Origin of the sequence: Helcococcus kunzii ATCC 51366 (assembly GCF_000245755.1) — a bacterium.
GTDB classification, from domain to species: Bacteria; Bacillota; Clostridia; order Tissierellales; family Peptoniphilaceae; genus Helcococcus; species Helcococcus kunzii.
Genome location: NZ_JH601088.1, coordinates 146978 through 170037 on the forward strand (window position 1 = coordinate 146978; position 23060 = coordinate 170037).

At 28.7% G+C, this 23060-nt stretch carries 18 protein-coding genes; 15 read left to right on the forward strand and 3 right to left on the reverse strand.

Annotated elements, in window-relative coordinates:
• Position 1: 1 nt before the first annotated feature.
• Positions 2-412 carry a cytidine deaminase gene (locus tag HMPREF9709_RS00635; RefSeq protein ID WP_005396955.1) on the forward strand — a complete coding sequence of 137 codons (411 nt, stop codon included), beginning with the start codon at positions 2-4 and terminating at the stop codon, positions 410-412.
• Between the two features lie 3 nt (positions 413-415).
• Positions 416-1738 carry a pyrimidine-nucleoside phosphorylase gene (locus HMPREF9709_RS00640; RefSeq protein ID WP_005396957.1) on the forward strand — a complete coding sequence of 441 codons (1323 nt, stop codon included), beginning with the start codon at positions 416-418 and terminating at the stop codon, positions 1736-1738.
• 108 nt (positions 1739-1846) lie between these two features.
• On the opposite strand, the gene HMPREF9709_RS00645 is transcribed toward HMPREF9709_RS00640, so the two are convergent.
• A complete protein-coding gene (locus HMPREF9709_RS00645) occupies positions 1847-3361 on the reverse strand; it encodes a hypothetical protein (RefSeq protein WP_005396959.1) in 1515 nt (504 codons plus the stop codon).
• A 2-nt stretch (positions 3362-3363) separates the two neighbouring features.
• A complete protein-coding gene (locus tag HMPREF9709_RS00650) occupies positions 3364-4344 on the reverse strand; it encodes a glycosyltransferase family 2 protein (protein WP_005396961.1) in 981 nt (326 codons plus the stop codon).
• Between the two features lie 193 nt (positions 4345-4537).
• Here HMPREF9709_RS00650 and HMPREF9709_RS00655 point away from each other — a divergent pair, with 193 nt between their 5' ends.
• From HMPREF9709_RS00655 to HMPREF9709_RS00685, 7 genes are all read left to right on the forward strand, one after another.
• The gene (locus HMPREF9709_RS00655; RefSeq protein WP_005396963.1) at positions 4538-5050 is read left to right on the forward strand and encodes a DUF2975 domain-containing protein; all 513 of its coding nucleotides are present in this window, start codon (positions 4538-4540) and stop codon (positions 5048-5050) included.
• Positions 5047-5259, forward strand: coding sequence for a helix-turn-helix domain-containing protein (locus tag HMPREF9709_RS00660; RefSeq protein ID WP_005396965.1), 213 nt, complete (start codon positions 5047-5049; stop codon positions 5257-5259). Before HMPREF9709_RS00655 ends, HMPREF9709_RS00660 begins: the two co-directional genes overlap by 4 nt.
• Complete coding sequence (locus HMPREF9709_RS00665) at positions 5246-5674, forward strand: GtrA family protein (protein WP_005396967.1); 429 nt, start codon at positions 5246-5248, stop codon at positions 5672-5674. Before HMPREF9709_RS00660 ends, HMPREF9709_RS00665 begins: the two co-directional genes overlap by 14 nt.
• Before the next feature lie 236 nt (positions 5675-5910).
• Entirely contained in the window at positions 5911-6705 is a 795-nt protein-coding gene (locus tag HMPREF9709_RS00670) for a YIP1 family protein (RefSeq protein WP_005396968.1), read from the forward strand.
• Positions 6706-6707: 2 nt separating this feature from the next.
• Positions 6708-8564 carry a hypothetical protein gene (locus tag HMPREF9709_RS00675; RefSeq protein WP_005396969.1) on the forward strand — a complete coding sequence of 619 codons (1857 nt, stop codon included), beginning with the start codon at positions 6708-6710 and terminating at the stop codon, positions 8562-8564.
• 184 nt (positions 8565-8748) lie between these two features.
• Complete coding sequence (locus HMPREF9709_RS00680) at positions 8749-10416, forward strand: hypothetical protein (protein WP_005396970.1); 1668 nt, start codon at positions 8749-8751, stop codon at positions 10414-10416.
• 183 nt (positions 10417-10599) lie between these two features.
• Positions 10600-12156 (forward strand): glucosyltransferase domain-containing protein, encoded by a 1557-nt coding sequence (locus tag HMPREF9709_RS00685; RefSeq protein ID WP_005396971.1) that lies wholly within the window; start codon positions 10600-10602, stop codon positions 12154-12156.
• A gap of 51 nt (positions 12157-12207) precedes the next feature.
• Here HMPREF9709_RS00685 and HMPREF9709_RS00690 read toward each other — a convergent pair whose 3' ends face one another.
• Positions 12208-13803, reverse strand: coding sequence for a glucosyltransferase domain-containing protein (locus tag HMPREF9709_RS00690; protein WP_005396982.1), 1596 nt, complete (start codon positions 13801-13803; stop codon positions 12208-12210).
• 191 nt (positions 13804-13994) lie between these two features.
• Between HMPREF9709_RS00690 and HMPREF9709_RS00695 the strand changes: the two genes are divergently transcribed.
• The 6 genes from HMPREF9709_RS00695 (at position 13995) to HMPREF9709_RS00720 (ending at position 22879) form a co-directional block, all read left to right on the forward strand.
• On the forward strand, positions 13995-14903 hold the full coding sequence (locus HMPREF9709_RS00695) for a DnaJ domain-containing protein (protein ID WP_005396985.1): 909 nt from the start codon (positions 13995-13997) through the stop codon (positions 14901-14903).
• A 508-nt stretch (positions 14904-15411) separates the two neighbouring features.
• Positions 15412-16671, forward strand: coding sequence for an MSCRAMM family protein (locus HMPREF9709_RS09420; RefSeq protein WP_005396988.1), 1260 nt, complete (start codon positions 15412-15414; stop codon positions 16669-16671).
• A 49-nt stretch (positions 16672-16720) separates the two neighbouring features.
• Positions 16721-17665, forward strand: coding sequence for a class C sortase (locus HMPREF9709_RS00705; protein WP_005396990.1), 945 nt, complete (start codon positions 16721-16723; stop codon positions 17663-17665).
• Entirely contained in the window at positions 17662-18504 is an 843-nt protein-coding gene (locus HMPREF9709_RS00710; RefSeq protein ID WP_005396992.1) for a class C sortase, read from the forward strand. Before HMPREF9709_RS00705 ends, HMPREF9709_RS00710 begins: the two co-directional genes overlap by 4 nt.
• Before the next feature lie 1169 nt (positions 18505-19673).
• Positions 19674-22247, forward strand: a complete 2574-nt coding sequence (gene clpB, locus HMPREF9709_RS00715) for an ATP-dependent chaperone ClpB (RefSeq protein ID WP_005396994.1) — start codon at positions 19674-19676, stop codon at positions 22245-22247.
• A gap of 119 nt (positions 22248-22366) precedes the next feature.
• Positions 22367-22879 carry a GNAT family N-acetyltransferase gene (locus HMPREF9709_RS00720; protein WP_005396997.1) on the forward strand — a complete coding sequence of 171 codons (513 nt, stop codon included), beginning with the start codon at positions 22367-22369 and terminating at the stop codon, positions 22877-22879.
• Positions 22880-23060 lie beyond the last annotated feature (181 nt).

Sequence of the window (23060 nt, forward strand, 5' to 3'; positions counted from 1 at the left end):
TATGATTAAAGAAGATATAAGAATGGCGTTAGAATATTTAAAAAATTCTGATGCCCCTTATTCAAATTTTAATGTTGCTGCTGTTTTAACTGATATCAATGATAATAAATTTGTTGGTGTAAATGTAGAAACTATATCTCTTACTTCAAATGTGTGTGCAGAGAGAAATGCTATTTTTACTGCAATTACAGAAGGTTCAAAAAAGTTTAAAAGAGTTGTTATAGTAGGCGGGAAAAATGGTAAAGTAACAAGCTATACACCTCCATGTGGCGTGTGTAGACAAATGTTACGTGATTACTGTGATCCCGAAACTTTCGATGTTGTGATAGCTATTGATGAAGATAATTATCAAGAATTTAAATTAAAAGACTTACTGCCACATTCATTTGGACCTGAAAATTTAGAGGATTAAATTATGAGAATGTTAGATATTATTGAAAAAAAGAAACATGGTATTGAATTAAATCCAGAAGAAATAAAATTTTTTATAAATGGATTTGTTAATGAAGAAATACCAGATTACCAAGTGTCAGCTTTACTTATGGCAATATATTTTAAGGGAATGACAGAAAGAGAAACTCTTGAATTTACGCTTGCTGTGAGAGATAGTGGAGATGTTGTTGATCTTTCATCTATAAAAGGAATTAAAGTTGACAAACATAGTACTGGTGGAGTAGGTGACAAAACTACATTGGTTATTGCCCCTATAATCGCTTCATTAGGTGCTAAAATTGCGAAAATGTCAGGCAGAGGACTTGGACATACTGGAGGCACAATTGATAAAATGGAATCCATTCCAGGTCTAAAAACAGACATTCCTGCTGATAAATTTATTGATATGGTAAATGAGATTGGTGTATCAGTAATTGGTCAAACAGGTAATCTAGCCCCTGCTGACAAAAAATTATATGCATTGCGTGATGTGACTGCAACAGTTGACAGCATTCCGCTTATTGCTGGTTCAATTATGTCTAAAAAATTAGCCGCAGGAAGTGATGCGATATTATTAGATGTTAAGACTGGTTCAGGTGCGTTTATGAAGACTTTAGATGATGCCATTGAACTTGCACAAGAAATGGTTAATATCGGAGAAAATGCTGGTAAAAAGACAATAGCTTTGATTACTGAAATGGACATTCCACTAGGATATAATATTGGAAACACATTGGAAATAATGGAAGTTATTGAAACTTTAAAAGGCCATGGACCAAAAGATTTAACTGATGTGTGTATAGAACTTGCTTCAAATCTAGCTTATATGGCTGAAATTGATACACTTGAAAATTGTAAAACAAGAGTAAAAGAAGTTATAGAAAACGGAAAAGCCTTTGAAACTTTCGTGAAATTTGTGGAAGCACAAGGTGGAGATATTTCTTATATACAAGATGTAAATAAGTTTGAAAAAGCTAAATTTGAACATGAAGTAAAAATAAAATCTTCTGGATATGTTTATGAAATGGAGACTGAAAAGATTGGTATTTCATCAGTTTTATTAGGTGCTGGTAGAAAAACAAAAGAATATGCAATCGACTTTGCTGCAGGCATAAAGTTAGTTAAGAAAACAGGGGATGAAGTCAAAGAAAATGATACTATAGCAATCCTATATACAAATAATGAATCTGCAATAAAAGAAGCAGAAACATTGCTATTAGAAGCATATACTTTATCAAATGAAAAACCTGAACTTGAGCCTTTAATATTGGCGAGAGTAAGCAAAGATGATGTAGTGAAATATTAGGATCTATAGAAAATAGTTGGAAATAACTATCATTTTTTGAAACATATTATATATAAAGATAAAGGAGCTATTGCAAAATTTTTTGCAGTAGCTCCTTTTCTCTATTTATTAAATTTTCTTTAGTCTTTTATATAGATTTGATTGTAAAAATTTTTCATGTAAATCTATTATAGCTTCTATGGCAACTGGGATAAGCATTATGACATATGTGTAGACATACTGGCTTTTTGTTTCCCAGAACAGGTGAAATACTGTACCACCCACGAAGTATATTATAAATAATGATAAATTATTTTTGTGAAGATTCTTTTTCAATAAATATATTAAACTTCCTAGATATAATAGTACGGTAATGGACTTCATATAATGATAATTCGCCCAATATATCGTACCTTCATAATAAATAGATTGGATTATTTTATTTTGACTTGATTGACCATATCTTGGTAATGGACCACTCCAAATTGATTGGAATGTAGGATCTGCCCAAGTTGAAAGATGTTTTGTACCAAAAAAGCCTAAACCATAAAGTGGATTATGTATAAATTTATTGAAATTATCTTTCACTTTTTCTTTGCCAATTTCTGCAGCTTTATCTAAATCATAATCTACATTCTCAAGTACTATACGCGTATAATTATTGTACCATCCTGGTCCTGGATATAGATTTGTAGGATCAGTACCCATTGCTAACCATAAGATTTTTGGCATGCCTTTTGAAACTTTTACGCCAGTTATGTGTTCCGTTAATGAATTCATGCCAAATGTAAAAGTTTTACTAATTACTAAAAAGCTGATTAAAAATACGATTGGTAAAATCTTTTTGTTTTTGTCCGAAGTTAACCATAAATATAAGAAGGCAGCTATAACCATTATTATAAAATTATTTCTAATAATAACAGCGATAGAAAATAGTATTATAGAAGAAATAAGTCTATAAATACTGCCATTTTTTTTATAACTTAGTAAAAGATAAAGCCCATTAATCATAAAGAAAAATCCTGGAATTAGATTGTATGCAAATGCAATAAAAAATAGTTGTTGTGTAAATGCAAATGATAGATAAATTGCTAATAGATTTTTTCTTTTATCAGAATTTCCCAAAATATCAACAATTTTATATATCATAAAATTAATTATGATAATTTCTACAAGATTTACTGAAAATATGATTTTGCTTTTATCTACAATGCTTGTAATTAAGTAAATATAATAGACTAATCCATGCTGATGAGGGTAGAAATTCATATAGTTTTTAGGTTGAAAGAAACCATAATAATCATGCCTCATATCTCTAACCGTTTTATATACTGCTCCGGCATCAGCTCTTAATAATGAACTAATATTAATTATTAAATATATGCCAACGAGTAAATAAATGATGGCGAGGGATATAAATAGCTTTTTCTCACTTATTTTATTTGAGTATTTTAATATGAAATGAAGGAAAATTAAATGTAATAGAAAAAATACTATCCAATGATAATTAAATGAAATATATCCTACAGCTTCATTTATTCTTATCCTAATTGAGGCAAAAGAAAAAAAGCCTAGAAGAAGGATAAGGGCAAATATTGTAAGATAATTTGAAATGTTATTAAATAGTTTTTTTATTTTTTCCATTGTTAAATCCTGAAATCACTGTTGCTACTACTATTTTCATAAGTTCTTTCTGAGATGATATATCGAGGTCTTGATTTTGTTTCCATATATGTTTTTCCAACATATTCACCAATTACACCTAATGAAATTAATTGCATACCGCCTAAAATTGATACTATACAAATTAATGAAGCCCAACCACTTACTGTCTTTCCTAGTAAATAGCTTATGATTGCCCATATAACTCCAATAAATCCTAAAATACTTATTAATAATCCGGTACTGGTCACCATTCTGATAGGTTTAATAGATAAGCTTGTTATCCCATCGGCTGCTAAGCTTATCATTTTAAAGAATGGATAATGGCTTTCTCCTGCCATTCTCTCATTTCTCTTGTAATATACAGATGTTGATTTGAAACCAATTAGAGGAATAAGTCCTCTTAAAAATAGGTTTACTTCTTTATAATTTGCAAATTCGTCTAATACTCTTTTACTTATCAGCCTATAATCAGCATGATTATAGATGATTTCTGCGCCTAGTTTATTTAGGATTTTATAATAAGTTTGTGCTGTGAATCTTTTGAAGAATGTATCAGTAGAACGATCGTCTCTTACTCCATAAACGACTTCATTGCCATTGTGATATTCTTCAATCATTTTATCTATTGCATTTATATCATCTTGACCATCACAATCTATTGAAATGGTAATATCTGCGTATTTTTTTGCTTCCATTAATCCTGCCAAAACAGCATTTTGATGTCCACGGTTACGACTTTGACAGAGGCCTTCAAAATGAACTTCTTGTTTTGAAAGGTTTTTAATGATTTCCCACGTTTCATCTTTTGATCCATCATTAACAAATAAAATTTTACTATTATCTGAAATTTTTCCTTCTGAAATTAATGTTTTTAATTTAGCTAAAAATAAAGGGGCTGTGATAGGTAATACTTTTTCTTCGTTGTAACAGGGTATCACGAGCCATAAAACTGTGTTTTTCATAATCTATCCTTAATATTTATTAATATAATAATTGTACCATATTAATTATGATAAAAAAACTAAATTATTATTAAAATTAGATAAAAATATTAGAGAAAAATATTAATGTAGTTAAATAAATTAAGTTTCAATAAAAATATATTGTAAAACAATAAAACATTTGATATAATTTCACTATATATGGAGGTTGAAAATGTCAAAAAATAGCTCATTTACAGATGGAAAAATGCAAAAATCACTTCTTAATTTAAAATACTTAGCGTATTTATTTATTTTTATTGTTGTTGCCGTAGGAGTCGGATGTAATACTTACTTTGGTTATCAAATTATACAGAGTGAAAAATATGATAAATATTTAGTTCATACTATTGTGTGGATGATTTCAATATATTTTGTTACTTTCATGATAATTTTAGGTATAAAAGATGTATTATTGATGCTTAAAAACTTATCAAAAGGCAATATCTTTACACATGAAAATGCTGAGATTTTAAGAAAAGTTGATAAAAAATTATTGATAACACTTATCTTTTCTATAATCATAAATATAATTATGGCTATAACAGGCTTTTCAAATATTCAATTTATGTTTTTATGGTTAGTGTTTATCGGTTTTCTTTTGGCTGGTCATATTTTAGTTAATCCTTTGGCTTTGTTGGTTGAGAAAAGTGCAGATATGCAATTAGAAATGGATTTGACAATATGATAATGATAAATTTAGATGTTATGCTAGCAAAAAGAAAAATGTCTGTTACAGAGCTATCGGAAAAAGTTGGTATTACAATTTCAAATATCTCTATATTAAAAAATAATAAAGCTAAGGCTATAAGATTTGAAACTTTAAATGCTATTTGTGAGGTTTTAGACTGTCAGCCAGCTGATATAATGGAGTACATTCCTGATGACGAAGATTAAAGAATTAATTAAATATTATTATGAAAAATATAAAAGTCAAATTTTATATATATTTTTCGGAGCTATTACAACCTTTATCAATATAATTTCATATTATGTATGTTTTAACGTTTTAGGAATTTCAAATGTTGTAAGTACAATTATTGCTTGGATATTTGCAGTAATATTTGCATTTATTACAAATAAAATATGGGTTTTCGAAAGTAAATCCTGGGATCCAGAAATAGCGATAAAAGAGTTAGTTTCATTTATTTCCGTGAGATTATTGACTGGTCTATTCGATTTAGCGATTATGTATATTGGGGTAGATGTATTGAATTTTAATGGAATGTTAATGAAGATATTATCAAATATATTTGTACTGATTGCAAATTATGTAGGCTCAAAATTATTTATATTTAAGTCCACAAAATAAATTTTCAAATTAATGACTGGAGCTGTTGCAGAATAACTTATTGGTTATCCTGTAACAGCCCCAGTTTTTTAATTTATTTAACAAATAAAAAAACTGTAAATATACACACTTCTAATTAGTATTGGTTAATTTTATGATAATAACTTAATAGATATGCTAGCATAAAAACGCGAATAGTGTTATAATTTTGTTGATTGATAATTTTTTATCACTTAATAAAATAAAAGGAGACAGGAATGGACGAAAGAGACAAATATAATTTTGAAACTGAGGAAAATAGAGAGGAGTTTACAGAAGAAAGAGTTGAAAACTTAGATCAATCTACAAATTCTTCTCATAGCAATACCAACAAGACAGAAGATTTATCAAATGGGGCAGTTGCTGTATTTGCTGAAATAATTGCAAAAGCAAAAGCTTGGTTTTCAGAAAGACCAATATCTGCATTTTCAGGTAAGTTATCAAAAGGAGCTACTTTTACGATACTAGGGATAAATATTTTTGTAATGGTAGTCACATTTATATTGAGTGTTAATTCAACAATCTCATCATTTTTACCATTTAATATTGATTCAAGTTCAGCATTATTATTCCCATCATTAGTTATTTTAATTGCATTTTATTTAATGCTGGCTTTGACAATTAAGGTTATTGCAGTGACAGTAAAATCACCAAAATCTAGCTATATGTCTGCATTGGAATTAATTGCTATAAATACTATTCCTTCATTTGTTTTAGGAACAATTGGCTTTTTATTAGGATTTATTTTTGCGCCACTTTCAATGATGGTAATGTTTGTATCTTTAATTACAAACTTAATTGGTTTATATCTAGGTTTCCAAAAATATCTTGGTATGCCTGAAAAATCACCATTCTGGCCATTTGCAATTGGATTATTGATATTTGCAATTATATTTTCAATTTTCTTTACTATTTTATCTATAACTCTAATAGGAAGTAGTATAGCAAATAATGTAAATCGTCTAAGACATAGTGATTTTCCAAGCGAATTTCCAAGTGGATTTGGGTGGTAGATATGAAAAACAAAAAACTAAAGTTATCATTTTTAATGCTATTTATAGTTTTCATTCTTTCTGCATGTGGGATTAAATCCAATGAAAAGATGAAAGTTGATGAAAATTTTAAAGGTCAGAGAGATATTGTGCTAAGTTTCGATCAAGAGACAATGAATCGTGTTGAAGGTGGAAAAGATGCATTAAAAAAATTTATCACAGAAAATGTCAAAGGTTTATTTGAAGTAAAATTTATAAAAGATAAACCTGAGTTATTTGAAGTACAATCTTCCATAAAATTTGATAGCAAAGAAGATTATATTAATAAAATAAAGAAATTATATGATTTAGGGAAAATTAAGGATAAAATTGAAGTTGAATTTAGAGTATCAAAATCAGGTTTTACTAAAGGGGTAACATTTAATGACAATACAGATATTGAAAAGATATTTCAGTTTTTAATTGATAAAGCTGTTGAACAAAAATTAATTAAGGAATCCGATAAGTCTAGTATCTGGAGCACAAAAACATATAATTTAAATGTGGACAATAAAGATTTAATTAAAGATTCAACATATGAATATGGAGAATACTCCAAAATTGATTATATCGGACCTAAAGAGATAACAATTGTGACTTCACCATCTAAAGAGGAGGGCAAATTTAATAGAAGTATTAGTCTAATTTTTGATGAAAAATCCTATAAAAATTTACCTGAAGAATGGGAAAAAGAATATTTTGATGGGTTTAATGTTACGATAGATAAAATTAGAGATTTAAGTACTCAAAAGATAAAAATGGAAAATGTATCTACTGAAGATATAAATAAAATTACTAGTAAATTCTTTGGTGTTGAAACTAAGTTTTCAATGAAAGAATCAGAAAATTCTAGTCCTTTATTGCAATCTACAAAGTTATATGATGTAATTCCAAATAATGCATTTAATAAAAACGCTTCAATAAATGCAATTTATTATGTAGATAGTAAAGAAATTGCAGATCATCCTCGTGATATAGATATGTTTATTTCTAGAGACGATAGAAGCTATTCTGTTACTTCATATGAGTTAAGTGGAGGATTTGAAAAAGTATTCGAAAATCAAATTATATTTAACAATATTAAAATTGAGACAGATGTTAATAACAATGGGTTTTCAAGAGATATTATTTTTCCAAAAGAAGGACAAAAAGATATTGTAAATAATAATTTAAAGCAATTCTTAGAAGATAAAAAAATAAAATTCACAGATAATGATGATGAATTAAAAATAAATTATCAATTTAATTTTGATAAAGAGAATGAAGTACATGACAAATTATTAATGAAATTACCTAACATGAAGAATACTACACAATCCCTATTTAGAACAACAAAATATTTTTCAGAACAAATTATATTTAATGATATAGCCACTGAAAAAATAGAACATAGTTTTAAAACAGGTACTTTTTCAAAAATTATTAATGAAGATTATAGGAAAATAGGTAGGGGATCATTATCCGCAAATGTTGAATTTCAACAATTGAAAATAATCCCAATCATTGTATCTGCATTGATTTTATTAGCTTTAATTTTTGGGGTTGTACTATTTTTAAGAAATCTTAAAAAGAAAAATATGACATTAAAGGAATACCTGGCACCAGCAAAAGAGAAGGTTTCTGAATCTGTAAATCGCGTAAGTGCTTCAAGTAAAAAAGCTATAAACAATATTTCAAAACATGTCAATGATTCAAGCAAGATTGATACACATTCCAACGAAACAAAAGTTTTTGATGACAAAGGCAAAACCAATTCTAACAAAAACGAAATTTCTATTAGCAAAGGCAGAATTTCTGCGGATGATGGTAAAGTGTTTTATGGAGAAGATGAATATATTTAGTATATATAAATCTCTAAAATATTAAAAATCAGATTTTATTTAATAGATAAGGTCTGATTTTTCAATTTTTAAATATATTATGAAAAGTTATACTGATTAAAATAAAATATTAATGATATAATTATTTTGATTGATTATTTAAAATATACATTTATAGAGCAAAAAAGATAAATAAGGATATGATATGAAAAAGAAAAAATTAATTATATTATTTTTATTTTTAACATTATTGCTTTCGGCTTGTGGCATACAATCAAAAGAAAATATGAAAGTTAATAATAATTTTAAGGGAGAAAGACTTATTCTACTTTCTATGGATGCTGAAACTTTTAATAGGGCTAGAGGTGGAAAAGATGCGGTAATTAAATTCTTTACTGATAATGTGATAGAACCTTTAGAGTTAAATTATGTTAAAGATGAAGCAAATTTAATTGAAGTGGAATATTCTCTTAAATTTAGTAGCAAAGAAGATTATCTAAATAAGGTAAATACACTATATAAACTGGGGAAAATAGAAGAAAATATTAATTTGGATTTTGAAGTTCAAAATGTAAGATTTAATAAAGGTATAAAATTTAATGATAGCTCGGATGTTCAGAAATTGCTTAGTCCTCTAATAAATAAAGCATTGGAGGATGGGTTATTTTATGAGGATGATCTTAAAAAATTATGGGATACCAAGCAATATAGCTTGACAATTAATGATAAGGAATATATCAAAGACTCATTTTCTCAATATGGTAAATATAGTGAAAGTAAATATATTGGACCAAATGAGATAAATGTAATCACTTCACGTGCAAATGAAGCAAACAAATTTAATAGACAGATTACTATTATTTTTAATAAAGAAAATTATTCTAAACTAGACAATGACTGGGAAGATGATTTTATCGAAGATGATAAAGTTCGTTTTGTAGAAGATGATGAAAATAGCACAGCCAAGTTTATATATGAAAACTTTACTCAAGAAGAGATAAATAAAGCAACTCAAAAATTCTTTGCAACGGGTTCAAATTTTTCAATGACATATAAAAATAGTGGTCAGAAATTAAAGACAATTGATACTTTGACTGATTTTATTAAAGAAAATGAAATTGATAAAAAAGCTAAAGTTAAATATTTGTACTATTTTGATAAAAAAGCAATATATACTTTTCCAAAAGGTTTGTCTGAAATACAGGATAACAAGGAAAGGATTATACTTGCTGAAAGAGATGAATTAAATCAAGGCATAGAAAAAACAGTTGAGACTGATATAGTCTTTGACAAAATTGAAGTTGAAACAAAATTGTCTGAGAATAGTTTCTACAGAACTATTAATTTCCCTAAAAAAAGACAAGAAGAGATTGTAAATAAAAACCTAGTTGAATATTTGAAATCCCTAGGAATAAGTTATACTGACTCAGAGGAAAGTGTAAAGATAGAGTATAATTATAAACTTGATAGTGGTAGTGATATTCATAATAAGTTATATAAAAATGGTGTAATTGTAGAAGAATTAAAAGGGAAACTATTTAAGTCAAATAAGAAGATTGTAGAAGATGCACAATTTAAAGAATTGAGAGCTGAAAAAATTGAAAATGTTTCAAAGACTGTAGATTTGACTCGTATAAGCAATGAAAAATTTAAGCAAAAGGACAATCAAGGTTATAGTTATAGTATTATATTTGAGACGACTACATTTTCAACGATACTTAATGTTTTTGCTACAATTGGAGCGGTAATTTTAATTATATTTTTGATTTTTAGACATCTAAGTAAAGGAAATATTAAATTAGATAATGATGTAAAAATGGATGCAGAAAATACTGAAAAGAAAGATAAGTCTAAGAGAAAGACTTTGGATTAGATTATGGGGAATTAATTTTTGTATCGCAGTATGTAATAATATTAATAATTTTTAATAAACGAAAAGATGGTCAAAAATAACAAAAAATTAACAGGTGAGAACGATTATCAACGCTATTATTGCTAATTATAAAGATACATGTTATAATAATAAGACTATTATAATTATTATTAGGAGTAAAAGTTGAAAGAATATTTTGAAAAACAACGGAATGTTATCTTATCTAAAAAGGATTTAATAGTGCCTTCTATAATTTTTACGGTAATTTTTCTTTTATTTGCACATGTTTATTTACTAGTTAATGATATTAGAAACCATGATAGTTTACTGTTTAATGGTTATGGAGCGGGTATAACGTCAGGGAGATGGGCATTACAATTTATGGGAGAGACCGTTGATAAAATTTGGGGAGGATACAATATACCATTTTTTAATACTGCAGTTTCTTTAATACTTATAACAATTATAAGTGTTTTATTGATACTAATTTTTGATATTAATAAAAAAGTTAATGCAATATTTATTAGTGGAATTTTTGTAGTATTTCCTTCTTTAACCGCAACTTTGATTTACACTTTTACAGCACACTACTATATTTTCGCAATATTATTAGTATTTATAGCGACTTATATTATAGATGAATCAAAGATTTCATTTATTATTTCAACATTATTAGTGGCATTTGCAATTGGGATATATCAAGCTTATTTGCCTTTTTACATTTCTCTTTTATGCTTAAAATCTATAAATGATTGTATTAAAGGAGAGGATTTTAAAGATATCTTAAAGAGAGGAATAAAATACCTTGTTTCAATTGTTTTATCCTTGGTAATATACATGATTATATTAAAAATAGTTTTAGCTATTACAGGTTTGACTCTATCATCATATAGAAATATTGATACAATGGGAAGCGTTGGTGTTTTTGAACTTTTACGTAGGATGTTAATTGCTTATGTTGATATAGTTAGACTTCCATTCCACATGATATTTAGTGTGAATAAAACTTTAATAATAAAATTCTCAATTTTAATTTTATATATTGTTTCTTTTATAATGGTAATATTTACACTAAAAAAGATGAAAGAAAAGAAATTAAAATTACTATTTTTAGCATTGATATTGGTCTTACCATTTGCACTTAATAGTTCAGTTATCATGGCAAGTAGAGGATACACATATTCATTAATGTCATATACTCTGGTGTTTATATTTATCTTACCTTTACTATTTTTAGATAAATATGATTTTGATATCAAACTAATAAAAGTATCAAATATGGTAACATATTCTATTCTAACTTTAGCTATTATTAATTATATTTGGTCATCAAATGGTAACTATTTAGCGTTGAAAACAAAGATGAGTTATGCAGAACATTACTATAATCGTTTAATATCTAGAATAGAATCAACAGAAGGATATATTGAAGGAAGAATGATTGCTTTGGTTGGAGAATTTTCAGATAAAAGTGAAGTTGATTTATGGCGAAATCCTGATTTATCGTTTAATTATGATATAAATACGGATACATTCTTAAGAGAAAATATCAGATTAACATTTATTAAAAATTTTGTTGGTAAAAAAATTCATATAGTGAGTAATGAAGATGCTAAGAAATTAGCAAAACGTAAAGAAGTTAGAGAAATGCCGCCATATCCATACTATGGATCGGTAAAGCAAATTGACAATGTTATGGTTGTTAGATTAAGAAATATAGATAATTTATTTGAGCAATAAAATAGCCCCGCAAAAGTTGAGTTTTAAGTTTCAACTTTTGCGGGGATTTTTTTATTTTATATCCTTAAACTTAACATAAATGGTATCATCAATCATTTGAATTGAGTTATTCGCCGGATACAATGGCATATTTTCAATTACATTTCTCAATGGTTCTAATTCTTCAGTGATTTCATCATAGTCTTTAATCACATTGTTAAATCCTAAAAATCTTGAAGGATAATATTTGAATGAATAAAGTCTTGTTAAATGATTTGCAATTATAAAAGGTTGTACATCTCTTGGGTCGTAGTTTTTAGTAAAATATGTTCTAGAGTCAGGATTGCCTAAAAATACAACTTTTGTCTTTTCGGTATAACCATCAACCATTTCTATTCTTGAAATTATTCTATTTGCATAGTTTTCAGAGTTTTGATTAGTCACTCCGACCTTGAAATACGCCTTATTGGTCACATAAATATTGTTATATACAGCAAGTGAAGAAATCACAGTTAAAAATATCACTGCGTAATATATTAAATGTTTCTTTTTATAAGTATTTTTTTCTTCTGATTTTTTTAATTCTATATCAGAAAATTGTACGTCGTTATTTAAGTTTTTATAAATATAGTCTATCAAAATTAAAGGTAGCATAAAGGCAACGGTATAACCGTAAACCATTCTTAACATTACTCCTGCTTGCCATGACATCACATAGATGATGTTTACTGCAAGAGGAAATAGTGCGATAAGGATTAGTAAGAATGTGACCTTACGTTTTTCCATTGCTGATTTTTTAGCAATATAGTAGATTAGATAAAGTGTAAGCACAAATCCTATTAAAAATAGATATGGCATAAATACAAAGTGATAATTAAATTCGTATCCTGCAAAGAAATCAAACATTCCCTTATATGCGTTAAAAATAATTATATGAAGTTGATTTAGTGGTAAAGATCCCATAGTGTCAAGACCTTTATAATCAACTAGTAAATGTCCAAATATTCCTCTTGAAATTATTAGGTAAATAATTAAGGATAAAACAAATGAAATGGCAGTTTTTGCAAATAATATTAGCATTTCTTTGTAGTTGTCCTTGTTTTTAAATAATTCTAACATGATATAAATTAGGATTAAAGCGCCAGCGTATCCTAAATATGTCTGATATATCCCAAGTGACAAGGTCAGCAGAATGGTAGAAATAATATATCCATTTTCCTTTTTTACAAGTAAATATGCTGCAATCCCTGCAAGCATTGCACCAAATTGATAAGAATCTTGTGTGTTCATAAAAGGCATCAATGCACCAATCGTTGGGAATGTAATTATAATCCCGGAAATCAGTATTGTGCTAATTTTTGATTTAATATCAAACATGGCAACAATAAGTGAGGACATAATCGCAGAGTATAGTATTGTAAGTAAGCCATTCAGCCAAGGTAAACTAAAATCACTACCAATCGCAGAAGGAAACATTAAAAACCATCTTCCTGAAGATGTTCTTTCCATATTATCAACTAATTGGACAATATCGTCTAAATTTACCCATTTATTCGTCATCATATATGCATGGCAGATAAGCCCTAGTATAAAAGTGGATACAAATGCTATTTTTATATTTTTCGGTAACTCTTTGTACCATTTTGAAACTCTATTTTCTAGAAACATAACAACTCCTTTAAAATTTCTTAAATTCATTATATAAGAAATGGATAGAGATTACCATATCACAATTATTAAATATTAGTAACAATTCTACTTGTAATTGGAGCTTGATTTATGTATAATATTATTAGTCAGAGATAGTCAAACAATCTTTTGAACTATAGTTTCATTATATATAGATTGGAGGTAATTATATGAAGTATAAAGATTATTATGAAATACTTGGTGTTGAAAAAACATCAACTCCGCAAGATATAAAAAAAGCATATAGAAAATTAGCGAAAAAATATCATCCAGATTTAAATAAAGGCAGTGAAGAAGCTGCAGAAAAATTAAAAGAAGTTAATGAAGCATTTGAAGTGTTGTCCGATCCAGAAAAAAGAAAAAAATATGATCAATTTGGATCTGCATATCAAGATGGTATGAACTTTGACCCATCACAATATGGTTATGAATACACAACAAGTAGTGGAGACTTTTCAGACTTTTTCGAAACAATTTTCGGTGGAGGATTTGGTAATGCCGGTAGAGGCTTCGGTGGTTCTGGAAGAGGATTTTCAGCGTCCGATATATTTGGAAACTTTACAACTAATAGAAAAAGAGCAAGAAATAGATATGAAATTGACCAATATATCACTCTAGAAGAAGCGTATAAAGGTGGTTCAAAGCAAGTCCTTGCATCACTTGGAGGAAATCAAACAAAAATTGATGTTAAATGGCCTGCAGGTATTACAAATGGTAAAAAAATAAAGATTAATGGGGATAAATTTGGTATAGACGGTGATATCTACGCAAAGATTCACATAGATTCTAAAGATAAATTAGAAGGTGTAAATATCACTAAAGATATTGAAATATACCCATGGGAAGCATATTTTGGTACAAAAAAAACTGTGCAAACACTTGAAGGTAAAATAAAAGTAAACATTCCAAAAAATATCAATACAGATCAAAAAATAAAAATTGCTAAAAAAGGATTCAAGGATATGAAAGGTAATGTTGGCGACTTATATTTACAAATAAAAATAGTAAATCCAAAAACACTTGATAAAGAAACAGAAGACTTCTATAAAGAACAAATTAAAAAAGAACACATTTCTTAAACATATATAAGAAAAAATGAAATGAGTTCAGTATAATTTACGTAATTTAACAATCATACTGTCAACAAGAAAAATTGTTCAGTATGATTTTTATTTTATGGATTTATACTGCTTTTATTATCAAAAATGTCAGCATAATATTTATTTTTTGTTTTTTTACTGTCTTTTTTTAGATCTACAAAGGTATAATTCAGCAGTTTTCCTTAACTTATCAAATTATACTGACATTTTAAGAAAAATATTCAGTACAAAATCAATTTACTATATTTATACTGCTTCAAATTTTTTTCATTCAGTATAATTTTCAAATCTTCCATTCATACTGAACTTTAGCAATTTCTAAAAGATAATTTCCGTAAATTCTCATTTCCTTATTTCAAATTATTACTATTTCGCAAAATTATATTTCTTTTCATAATTTTTGATAAAAAACAGTTAATGAATTGCCTCATCCTGTGTTATAATATTAGTAAATAAAAACTAATAGGACTCTCAATTGGAGGTATTCGTGAAAAAAACTATAAGAAATGTATTTTCAATTATATTGGCATTTCTCCTGATTTTTACAGTAATCATTCCACATAAATTATTCGCGTTAGGCGATAATTCTTTAGAATTTGAAATAAAAAATTATGACATGGTTAGCGTAGATAAAGACGGGAAAAGTGTTGGCATAAAGTTACAATATTGGAAATTAGATGAAAAGGAATTTTCTAATTTAAAAAGAAAAGATATTGAAAAGAAATTATTTGGTTTATCAAATCAAGAACTAGATGATAAATTTGGTAAATCAACTGAAACAGAGACATTTAATAAAGAAACTTTTAAATTGGATAATTTAGAAAATGGGATTTATTATTTTAGAGAAGTTGAGGATGGCAATAAGCCATTCATTATGATTCCTTTTGTTTATCCATTGCCATTTGATGTGAAGCATGGAGAAATTTTCTATAATATTGATGGTATGAAAAAAGGAAAAGTTGATCCTAAATTTACAGAAATTGAATATGGCGAAGAATATGGTGATGTAAAACTGGTTAAGAAATCTGATGACGGAAAGACATTAAAAGGTGTTGGATTTAAGCTGTTTTCTATAAGTGAAAATGGAGAACAATCAGTGCCATTAAATGATGCGGGAAATTATTCCCCTCAAGGACAAAAAGATAAAGTTCTATTTACCGATGAAAAGGGTGAAATTGTAGTTTCTGGATTGCCTGTAGCTAATTATATTTTTAGAGAAGTTAAAGAACTTGAAGGCTATTCAATTGTCAAAAAAGATAATAAATTTGAGATTAAGGCGAATACTTTAACAGAGTTAGAAGTTATCAATAAAAAAGTTCCTGGAAAAATTGGTGGATTTAAGTTTTTAAAGATTTCAAATGATAAGGCGAAAACTCCGCTTGAAGGTGCACAATTTAAGGTAACTAAAAAGGTAAATGATAAATACGAAAATGTGTTAAAAGACGGAAAGATTTATTATGTTGAAAGTGATAAAAATGGAGAGTTTCAAGTAGAAAATTTGCCTTATGGTGTATATTATCTATGGGAGACAAAAGCTCCAAAAGATCACGTTCAGTTAAATAGTTATATTAAATTTGAAGTTGGAATGGACTCTACTCAAAAAGTTCTTGTAGTAAAAAATAATAAGAAACCACCAATTGACATTCCTAAGACGGGTGATATGATGGTAATTGCTCTATTAGCTTTCAGTGCAATTATCTTTGGAGTAGGCTATAAACTTTCAAAAGATAGCAAAAAACAAGTATAATCAATAGGGATTTTCTGAGGAAAATCCCTTTAGTAATTAAGAGGACAAAATGACAGAAGAAAAGAAAAAAAGATTGAAAAGAAAAAGAATTAGAAATAATATTTTATTTACTATTGTTTTTCTTATAGGATTATTTGTGCTTGCTTATCCGCAAATTTCAAGAATCTATTATAGAATTGAAGCGAATGAACAGGTCGCAAATTTTGAAAAAGGGAAATCTGAAATCAATCAAAAAGAGATTGATGAGAGAATGAAACTTGCAGAGGCATATAACCAAAGCTTAAATAATAAAGATTTGGAAGATCCATATGATGAAGAAACTAGAAAATTAGGTATGGCGCATTACGCGAAGATGCTGGAAATTCATGAAAAGATTGGTGTTGTCGAGATACCTACTATTGATATAAAAATTCCGCTATATGCTGGTACTTCAGAAACAGTGCTTCAAATGGGTGCGGGGCACCTAGAAAATACTTCACTTCCAATTGGGGGAAATAGTACGCATTCTGTAATCTCAGCACATTCCGGATTACCTACCGCAAGACTTTTTTCTGATTTAGAAAAGGTAAAAATTGGTGATAAATTCTACATTCACAATATTAAAGAAACTTTAGCATATGTAGTTGATGATATCAGTGTAATTGAACCTACAGATTTTTCAAAACTTCTAATCGTTCCTGGTCATGACTATGTCACATTACTTACTTGTACTCCATATATGGTAAATACACATAGACTTCTAGTTAGAGGACATAGAGTTGAATATGTGCCAGAAGTAGAAGAAAGAATAATTGCTGAAAATAGAACAAGCTTCACATATAAATATCTATTCTATGGTGCTTTAGCAATTATAGCATTGCTATTATTCTATTTATTCCTACTAAGAAGAAAAAAGAAAAGAGCGGAACAAGAGATAAAAGCGGCAAAGAAGAGACAACTAGAATTAGAAAATTCTAAAATAGAAGAAAATAACGAAGAGAGAAGGGATCTATGAAAAAATCCTTAAAAAAATTTGCTCCATTACTTCTATTTTTGGTTGGGGGATTAATCGCTCTTTATCCGCTAATTTCACAAAAATATTATGAAATAGAATCAAGCAATCAAATCATAGACTATATAAATGAAGTTGATGTTATGGAGCAGAAAGAAATTGATAGAAGATTAAGATTAGCTAAAATCTACAATGGAATATTAGATATTACAAAATTAGCAGATCCATATTCAAAAGAAGAAAAAGAAGAAGCAGTTACAGAATATGCAAACATGTTAAAAGTTCAAGAAAAGATTGGATTTATAGAAATACCAAAAATCAATCAGAATTTACCAATCTATGCAGGTACAAAGGAATCCATTCTTGAAAAAGGGGTTGGACATTTAGAAGGTACTTCATTGCCAATTGGCGGTGAAAGTACCCATACAGTGCTTACAGCACATAGAGGGCTACCGACAGCTAAGCTCTTCACAGACTTAGACAAAATGGAAAAAGGAGATGTATTTTATATTCATTCCCTAAACAATGTCCTAGCCTATGAAGTAGATCAAATCCTAACGGTAGAACCAACAAACTTTGATCCGGTCCTAGTAGTCGAAGGTAAAGACTATGCAACCCTACTAACATGCACACCATACATGGTAAACTCGCACAGGCTCCTAGTTAGAGGAAAGAGAATAGATTACACACCACCAGCTAAAGAATCAATCATAGAAAAAGCAAAAAGCAAAACAAACTATGAAATCTACCTATACATTGCTTTAGCCTTTATACTAATTCTCCTAATATTAATTTATCTAACAAGGAAGAAAATTAAAACAATCAATACAAGCGAAAAATAATATTGAAGACATCAGCGGCTAGACTAGCAGCGGATGTCTTTGCTTTATGTGGGGATAAGGGAATTTTATTTGCTAGTTGATGTTGGTTTTTATATGGGGTTTAAGGATTTGTTGGAATGTCCTGTCGATGCTATAACAATTTTTGTTGGAATGGGATTGAATTTTAAAAATCTTCATTTTTTATTTCAATAAAATTATTTTTGTCATTGTGGACCCTAGCGGATTTAAATTTCTGCATTTCGCTAGGGTCGAAAAACCTCTTTTAACCCTAGTTAAATCGACAATTTTAAATTTGCAGGGGCGAAAAATGCGCTTATAACCCTAGCTAATTTAGCAATTTCCAATTAGCAGGGGCAAAAATGCAACTTTTTACCCTAGTGAATGTAAAAATTCTGAAATTGCAGGGGTAAAATCCTCAAATTTGACCCTGGTGTTTTACTTTTTTTGTAATCCGCAAGGGTCACATACTTCTAATGTCGATGGTAATATAAAAATGTACAATTTATTTATTGAAATCTTTATATCCGAAATTTATTTAAAATTTACATTTGTTAAGCTAACATTGGATACGCCAACATCCCTAATAAGTAACTACTCAGCCAAAAGAACCAGAACTTCAACTAACTCAAGATGCACCGGCGCCCTAAATATCCACTATCCAACTAAAACAACCACAATTTCAACTACCTTAGCTACACTCATCCCTTTAGTAGTCACCACTCCGCCAAAAGAATCACCACCCCAAATGCCCCAGCTACACCCATACGCCTAATACCTTACAAGCCAGTCAAAAGAATTCACCACCCGTCGCGCATTTGTAGAAATATTTTACGCATAAAATCCCCAAAGAATTGTTCTAACACGACGATTAGTTTCCCAACTCGAGGATGTCTGATCTTACGCAGTAAGCGAGTTCCGCAGAGATGGACGAAACTAACAAGTGTTAGAACAATTTTACAGGGGGATTTTTCTAAGTAAAATATTTCTACAAACAATTTCTACAAATAATTAATTGAGTTGATATTTTCCTCAAAAGTGGGTATAATAAAACTAAAGTCAAAGATAGTCAGGAAATAATTTTATCAAGAAAATTTTAGGACTACATAATAGATTATTGGTAAAAAATATCCAAGAAACTTGACTTAATTTAATAATTAAAGGAGTACACAATGAATTTAGAAAAATTTTCAGAGAGAGCTTTAGAAGTTATTCAAAATGCTCAAAATATTGCAATTAAAAATTCAAATCCACAGTTAACAGAAAATCATTTAGCATATGCTCTATTTATGAACTCAGATTCATTGGTATATAGAGTAGTAAATTTAATTGGAGCGGACAGCTCTAAAATAAGAGAACAATTAAAAAGTATTGTAGATAATATGCCTAAACAAACAGGAGCAGATAATGTTTATCCAAATGCTACATTCCAAAGAGTGGTATTAAAAGCAGAAGATGAAATGGCAGAATTAAAGGATAATTATGTTGGTTTAGAACATATATTTTTAGCGTTATTGAAAGAAAAAAATACTTCAATAGAAAAAGTATTTAACAGTTTCAATGTAAATTATAAAAACTTTAAGGATAAAGTGATTGAATTAAAGGCTAATAAACCAGAAGGAAGTAGTGAAGAGTTGGGAGAAAAATCATCATTAGAAAAATATACAATAGATGTAACTAAGGAAGCTAGAGAAGGAAAGATTGATCCGGTTATTGGAAGAGAAGATGAAGTAAGAAGTACAATTAGGATTTTATCTAGAAGGACTAAAAATAATCCGGTATTAATTGGTGAACCTGGTGTAGGTAAGACCGCTATAGTTGAAGGTATTGCTCAAAGAATAGCAAATAACGACGTACCAGAAAATCTAAAAGATATTAAACTATTGTCTTTAGATATGGCAGCATTGATTGCTGGCGCAAAATATCGAGGAGAATTCGAAGAAAGATTAAAAGATGTATTGAATGAAATAGAAAACTCTTCAGGACAAATTGTTCTATTTATCGACGAAATGCATATGATTGTTGGAGCTGGTAAAACAGATGGTGCAATGGATGCAGGAAATATTATGAAACCTGCATTATCCAGAGGATTGATAAAAGTTATCGGTGCAACAACCCTAAATGAATATAGACAATATATTGAAAAAGATGGGGCATTAGAGAGAAGATTCCAAAAGGTGATAGTTGATCAACCGAGTGTTGAAGATACAATTTCCATTCTTCGTGGTATAAAGGAAAAATATGAAATCCACCATGGGATAAGAATTTCTGATGCAGCGGTAATTGCAGCTGCAACTTTATCTGATAGATATATTACAGATAGATTTTTACCAGATAAGGCGATAGACTTGATGGATGAAGCGTGCGCTATGATTCGTACAGAAATTGAATCTATGCCGCAAGAAATCGATGATTTGAGACGTGAGCTATTGCAAATGCAAATTGAGATAACAGCATTAAAGAAAGAAGATGATGAATTTTCTAAGGAAAGATTGGAAAATCTAAATAAAGAATATGCTGAAAAGAATGATCTATACAATGAGCTATTTGCAAAATGGCAAGATAGTAAGAAAGTCTTAGAAAAAGAAAATGATGTAAAAACAGAAATTGATAAAACAAAAATTGAAATTGAACAAGCAGAAAGAAATTACGATTTTGAAACATTATCAAGATTGAAATATGGTAAATTGCCAGATTTAGAAAGACAACTTAAGGAATTGCAAGAAAGATCAACTGAAGAATCAGGATTAAAAGAAGAAGTTGGCGAAGATGAGATTGCGGAAGTTGTTGCAAAATGGACAGGAATTCCAATTAATAAGCTTGTAGAATCCGAAAAAGAAAGATTATTAAACCTAGATAAAGAACTTCATAAAAGAGTTATCGGGCAAGATGAGGCAGTTACAGCTGTTTCAGATGCTATTATTAGGGCTAGATCAGGACTTAAAGATGAAAATAAACCAATCGGTTCATTTATATTCTTAGGGCCAACTGGTGTAGGTAAGACTGAGTTATCAAAAGCTTTGACACAATTAATGTTTGATGATGAAAGAAATATTATCAGAATTGACATGTCAGAATACATGGAAAAATATTCCGTATCTAGATTAATTGGTGCTGCGCCTGGTTATGTCGGCTATGAAGAAGGTGGTCAGCTAACTGAAGCGGTAAGAAGAAAGCCGTATTCAGTAATCCTATTTGATGAAATTGAAAAAGCGCATCCAGATGTGTTCAATATATTATTGCAAGTATTAGATGATGGAAGATTGACAGATAATCAAGGTCGTACAGTAAACTTCAAAAATACTATTATCATTATGACATCAAATATTGGTTCACAATATCTTTTAGATGGCATTGATAACAATGGGGAAATCAAGGAAGATGCAAAAGAAAGTGTACGAGAAGAATTAAAGAGAAGATTTAGACCAGAATTCTTAAACAGAGTGGACGAAATCGTAATGTTTAAGCCACTTGGAAAATCTGAAATTTCAAGCATTATCAATCTTGAATTAGAAAAGATTCAATCTCGTTTAGCAGATAGAAAGATAGAAATTAATCTTGATGAATCAGCCAAAGACTTTATCATTGAGAATGCTTATTCACCAATATATGGTGCTAGACCAATAAAAAGATTCTTACAAAAAAACATAGAAACTGCACTTGGTAAGAAAATCATCGCGGGAGAAATATCAGATAAACAAGAAGTTAAGATCAGTGCCGATGGAGAAAAAATAATAATTGAATAAAAAAGTTTTTACCAGAGACTTGTGAAAGGGTCTCTGGTTTTTATATTAATTTTTACTAGACTTTCTACTTATGGGTATACATAAAATAACTATTAATCAAAAAGAAAGGTAAAAATCCCATGAAACAACTACTTACAGAAAGACTAATTTTACGAAGTCCTAAGGAAACGGATGTTGATGATATCTATATCGTTTATAATCAAGATTTTGTAATGAAAAATAATGTTATGAATAAGAAAAATAGAGATGAAATTATTGACATGCTTGAAAAAGATAAACATTCCAACACTTGGTATATGGAAGAGAAAAATACTAAAAAGGTTATTGGGATAATAAATAAACGCAGTGATAGTTTGAGATTTGAGACAAATACTTGTGAATTGTCCTATTGGCTTGGAGAGCAGCATTCAAATAAAGGGTATATGACAGAGGCTTTGCGTGAGGTTATAGATTATCTTTTCAAAGAGGAGAACATATCAGGTATCACTTGTAGAGTTTTTGAGGATAATGTATACAGTGCTGCATTATTGAGAAAGCTTGGTTTTGCGCAAGAGGGAAGACTTGAAAATGCAGTTAAGTCAACGGATGGAGTTATTCACAATGACTTACTGTTTTATTTGGTGAATAAATAAGAGTTTGAATGTTAAGTGAAAAAAAGTTATAATGTAATTACAAATAAAAAAAGGAGAGTGAGAATGATTATTTTATAAAATGGATTATTGTACTAAATACTTATTTTTTTACAGGACAATTTGTGCCTGTGCTGTTTTAGTATGCCATTTTATAGGATATCATTTAGTTCGCAAGCTATCT

What these genes read in the sequence shown, in the direction of transcription:
- HMPREF9709_RS00675 (WP_005396969.1), top strand. Translation starts at nt 6,708, where the DNA reads ATGAAAAACAAAAAACTAAAGTTATCATTTTTAATGCTATTTATAGTT.
- HMPREF9709_RS00690 (WP_005396982.1), bottom strand. Translation starts at nt 13,803, where the DNA reads ATGTTTCTAGAAAATAGAGTTTCAAAATGGTACAAAGAGTTACCGAAA.
- HMPREF9709_RS00635 (WP_005396955.1), top strand. Translation starts at nt 2, where the DNA reads ATGATTAAAGAAGATATAAGAATGGCGTTAGAATATTTAAAAAATTCT.
- HMPREF9709_RS00670 (WP_005396968.1), top strand. Translation starts at nt 5,911, where the DNA reads ATGGACGAAAGAGACAAATATAATTTTGAAACTGAGGAAAATAGAGAG.
- clpB (WP_005396994.1), top strand. Translation starts at nt 19,674, where the DNA reads ATGAATTTAGAAAAATTTTCAGAGAGAGCTTTAGAAGTTATTCAAAAT.
- HMPREF9709_RS00680 (WP_005396970.1), top strand. Translation starts at nt 8,749, where the DNA reads ATGAAAAAGAAAAAATTAATTATATTATTTTTATTTTTAACATTATTG.
- HMPREF9709_RS00695 (WP_005396985.1), top strand. Translation starts at nt 13,995, where the DNA reads ATGAAGTATAAAGATTATTATGAAATACTTGGTGTTGAAAAAACATCA.
- HMPREF9709_RS00665 (WP_005396967.1), top strand. Translation starts at nt 5,246, where the DNA reads ATGACGAAGATTAAAGAATTAATTAAATATTATTATGAAAAATATAAA.
- HMPREF9709_RS00650 (WP_005396961.1), bottom strand. Translation starts at nt 4,344, where the DNA reads ATGAAAAACACAGTTTTATGGCTCGTGATACCCTGTTACAACGAAGAA.
- HMPREF9709_RS00710 (WP_005396992.1), top strand. Translation starts at nt 17,662, where the DNA reads ATGAAAAAATCCTTAAAAAAATTTGCTCCATTACTTCTATTTTTGGTT.
- HMPREF9709_RS00720 (WP_005396997.1), top strand. Translation starts at nt 22,367, where the DNA reads ATGAAACAACTACTTACAGAAAGACTAATTTTACGAAGTCCTAAGGAA.
- HMPREF9709_RS00640 (WP_005396957.1), top strand. Translation starts at nt 416, where the DNA reads ATGAGAATGTTAGATATTATTGAAAAAAAGAAACATGGTATTGAATTA.
- HMPREF9709_RS00660 (WP_005396965.1), top strand. Translation starts at nt 5,047, where the DNA reads ATGATAATGATAAATTTAGATGTTATGCTAGCAAAAAGAAAAATGTCT.
- HMPREF9709_RS00655 (WP_005396963.1), top strand. Translation starts at nt 4,538, where the DNA reads ATGTCAAAAAATAGCTCATTTACAGATGGAAAAATGCAAAAATCACTT.
- HMPREF9709_RS00705 (WP_005396990.1), top strand. Translation starts at nt 16,721, where the DNA reads ATGACAGAAGAAAAGAAAAAAAGATTGAAAAGAAAAAGAATTAGAAAT.
- HMPREF9709_RS00645 (WP_005396959.1), bottom strand. Translation starts at nt 3,361, where the DNA reads ATGGAAAAAATAAAAAAACTATTTAATAACATTTCAAATTATCTTACA.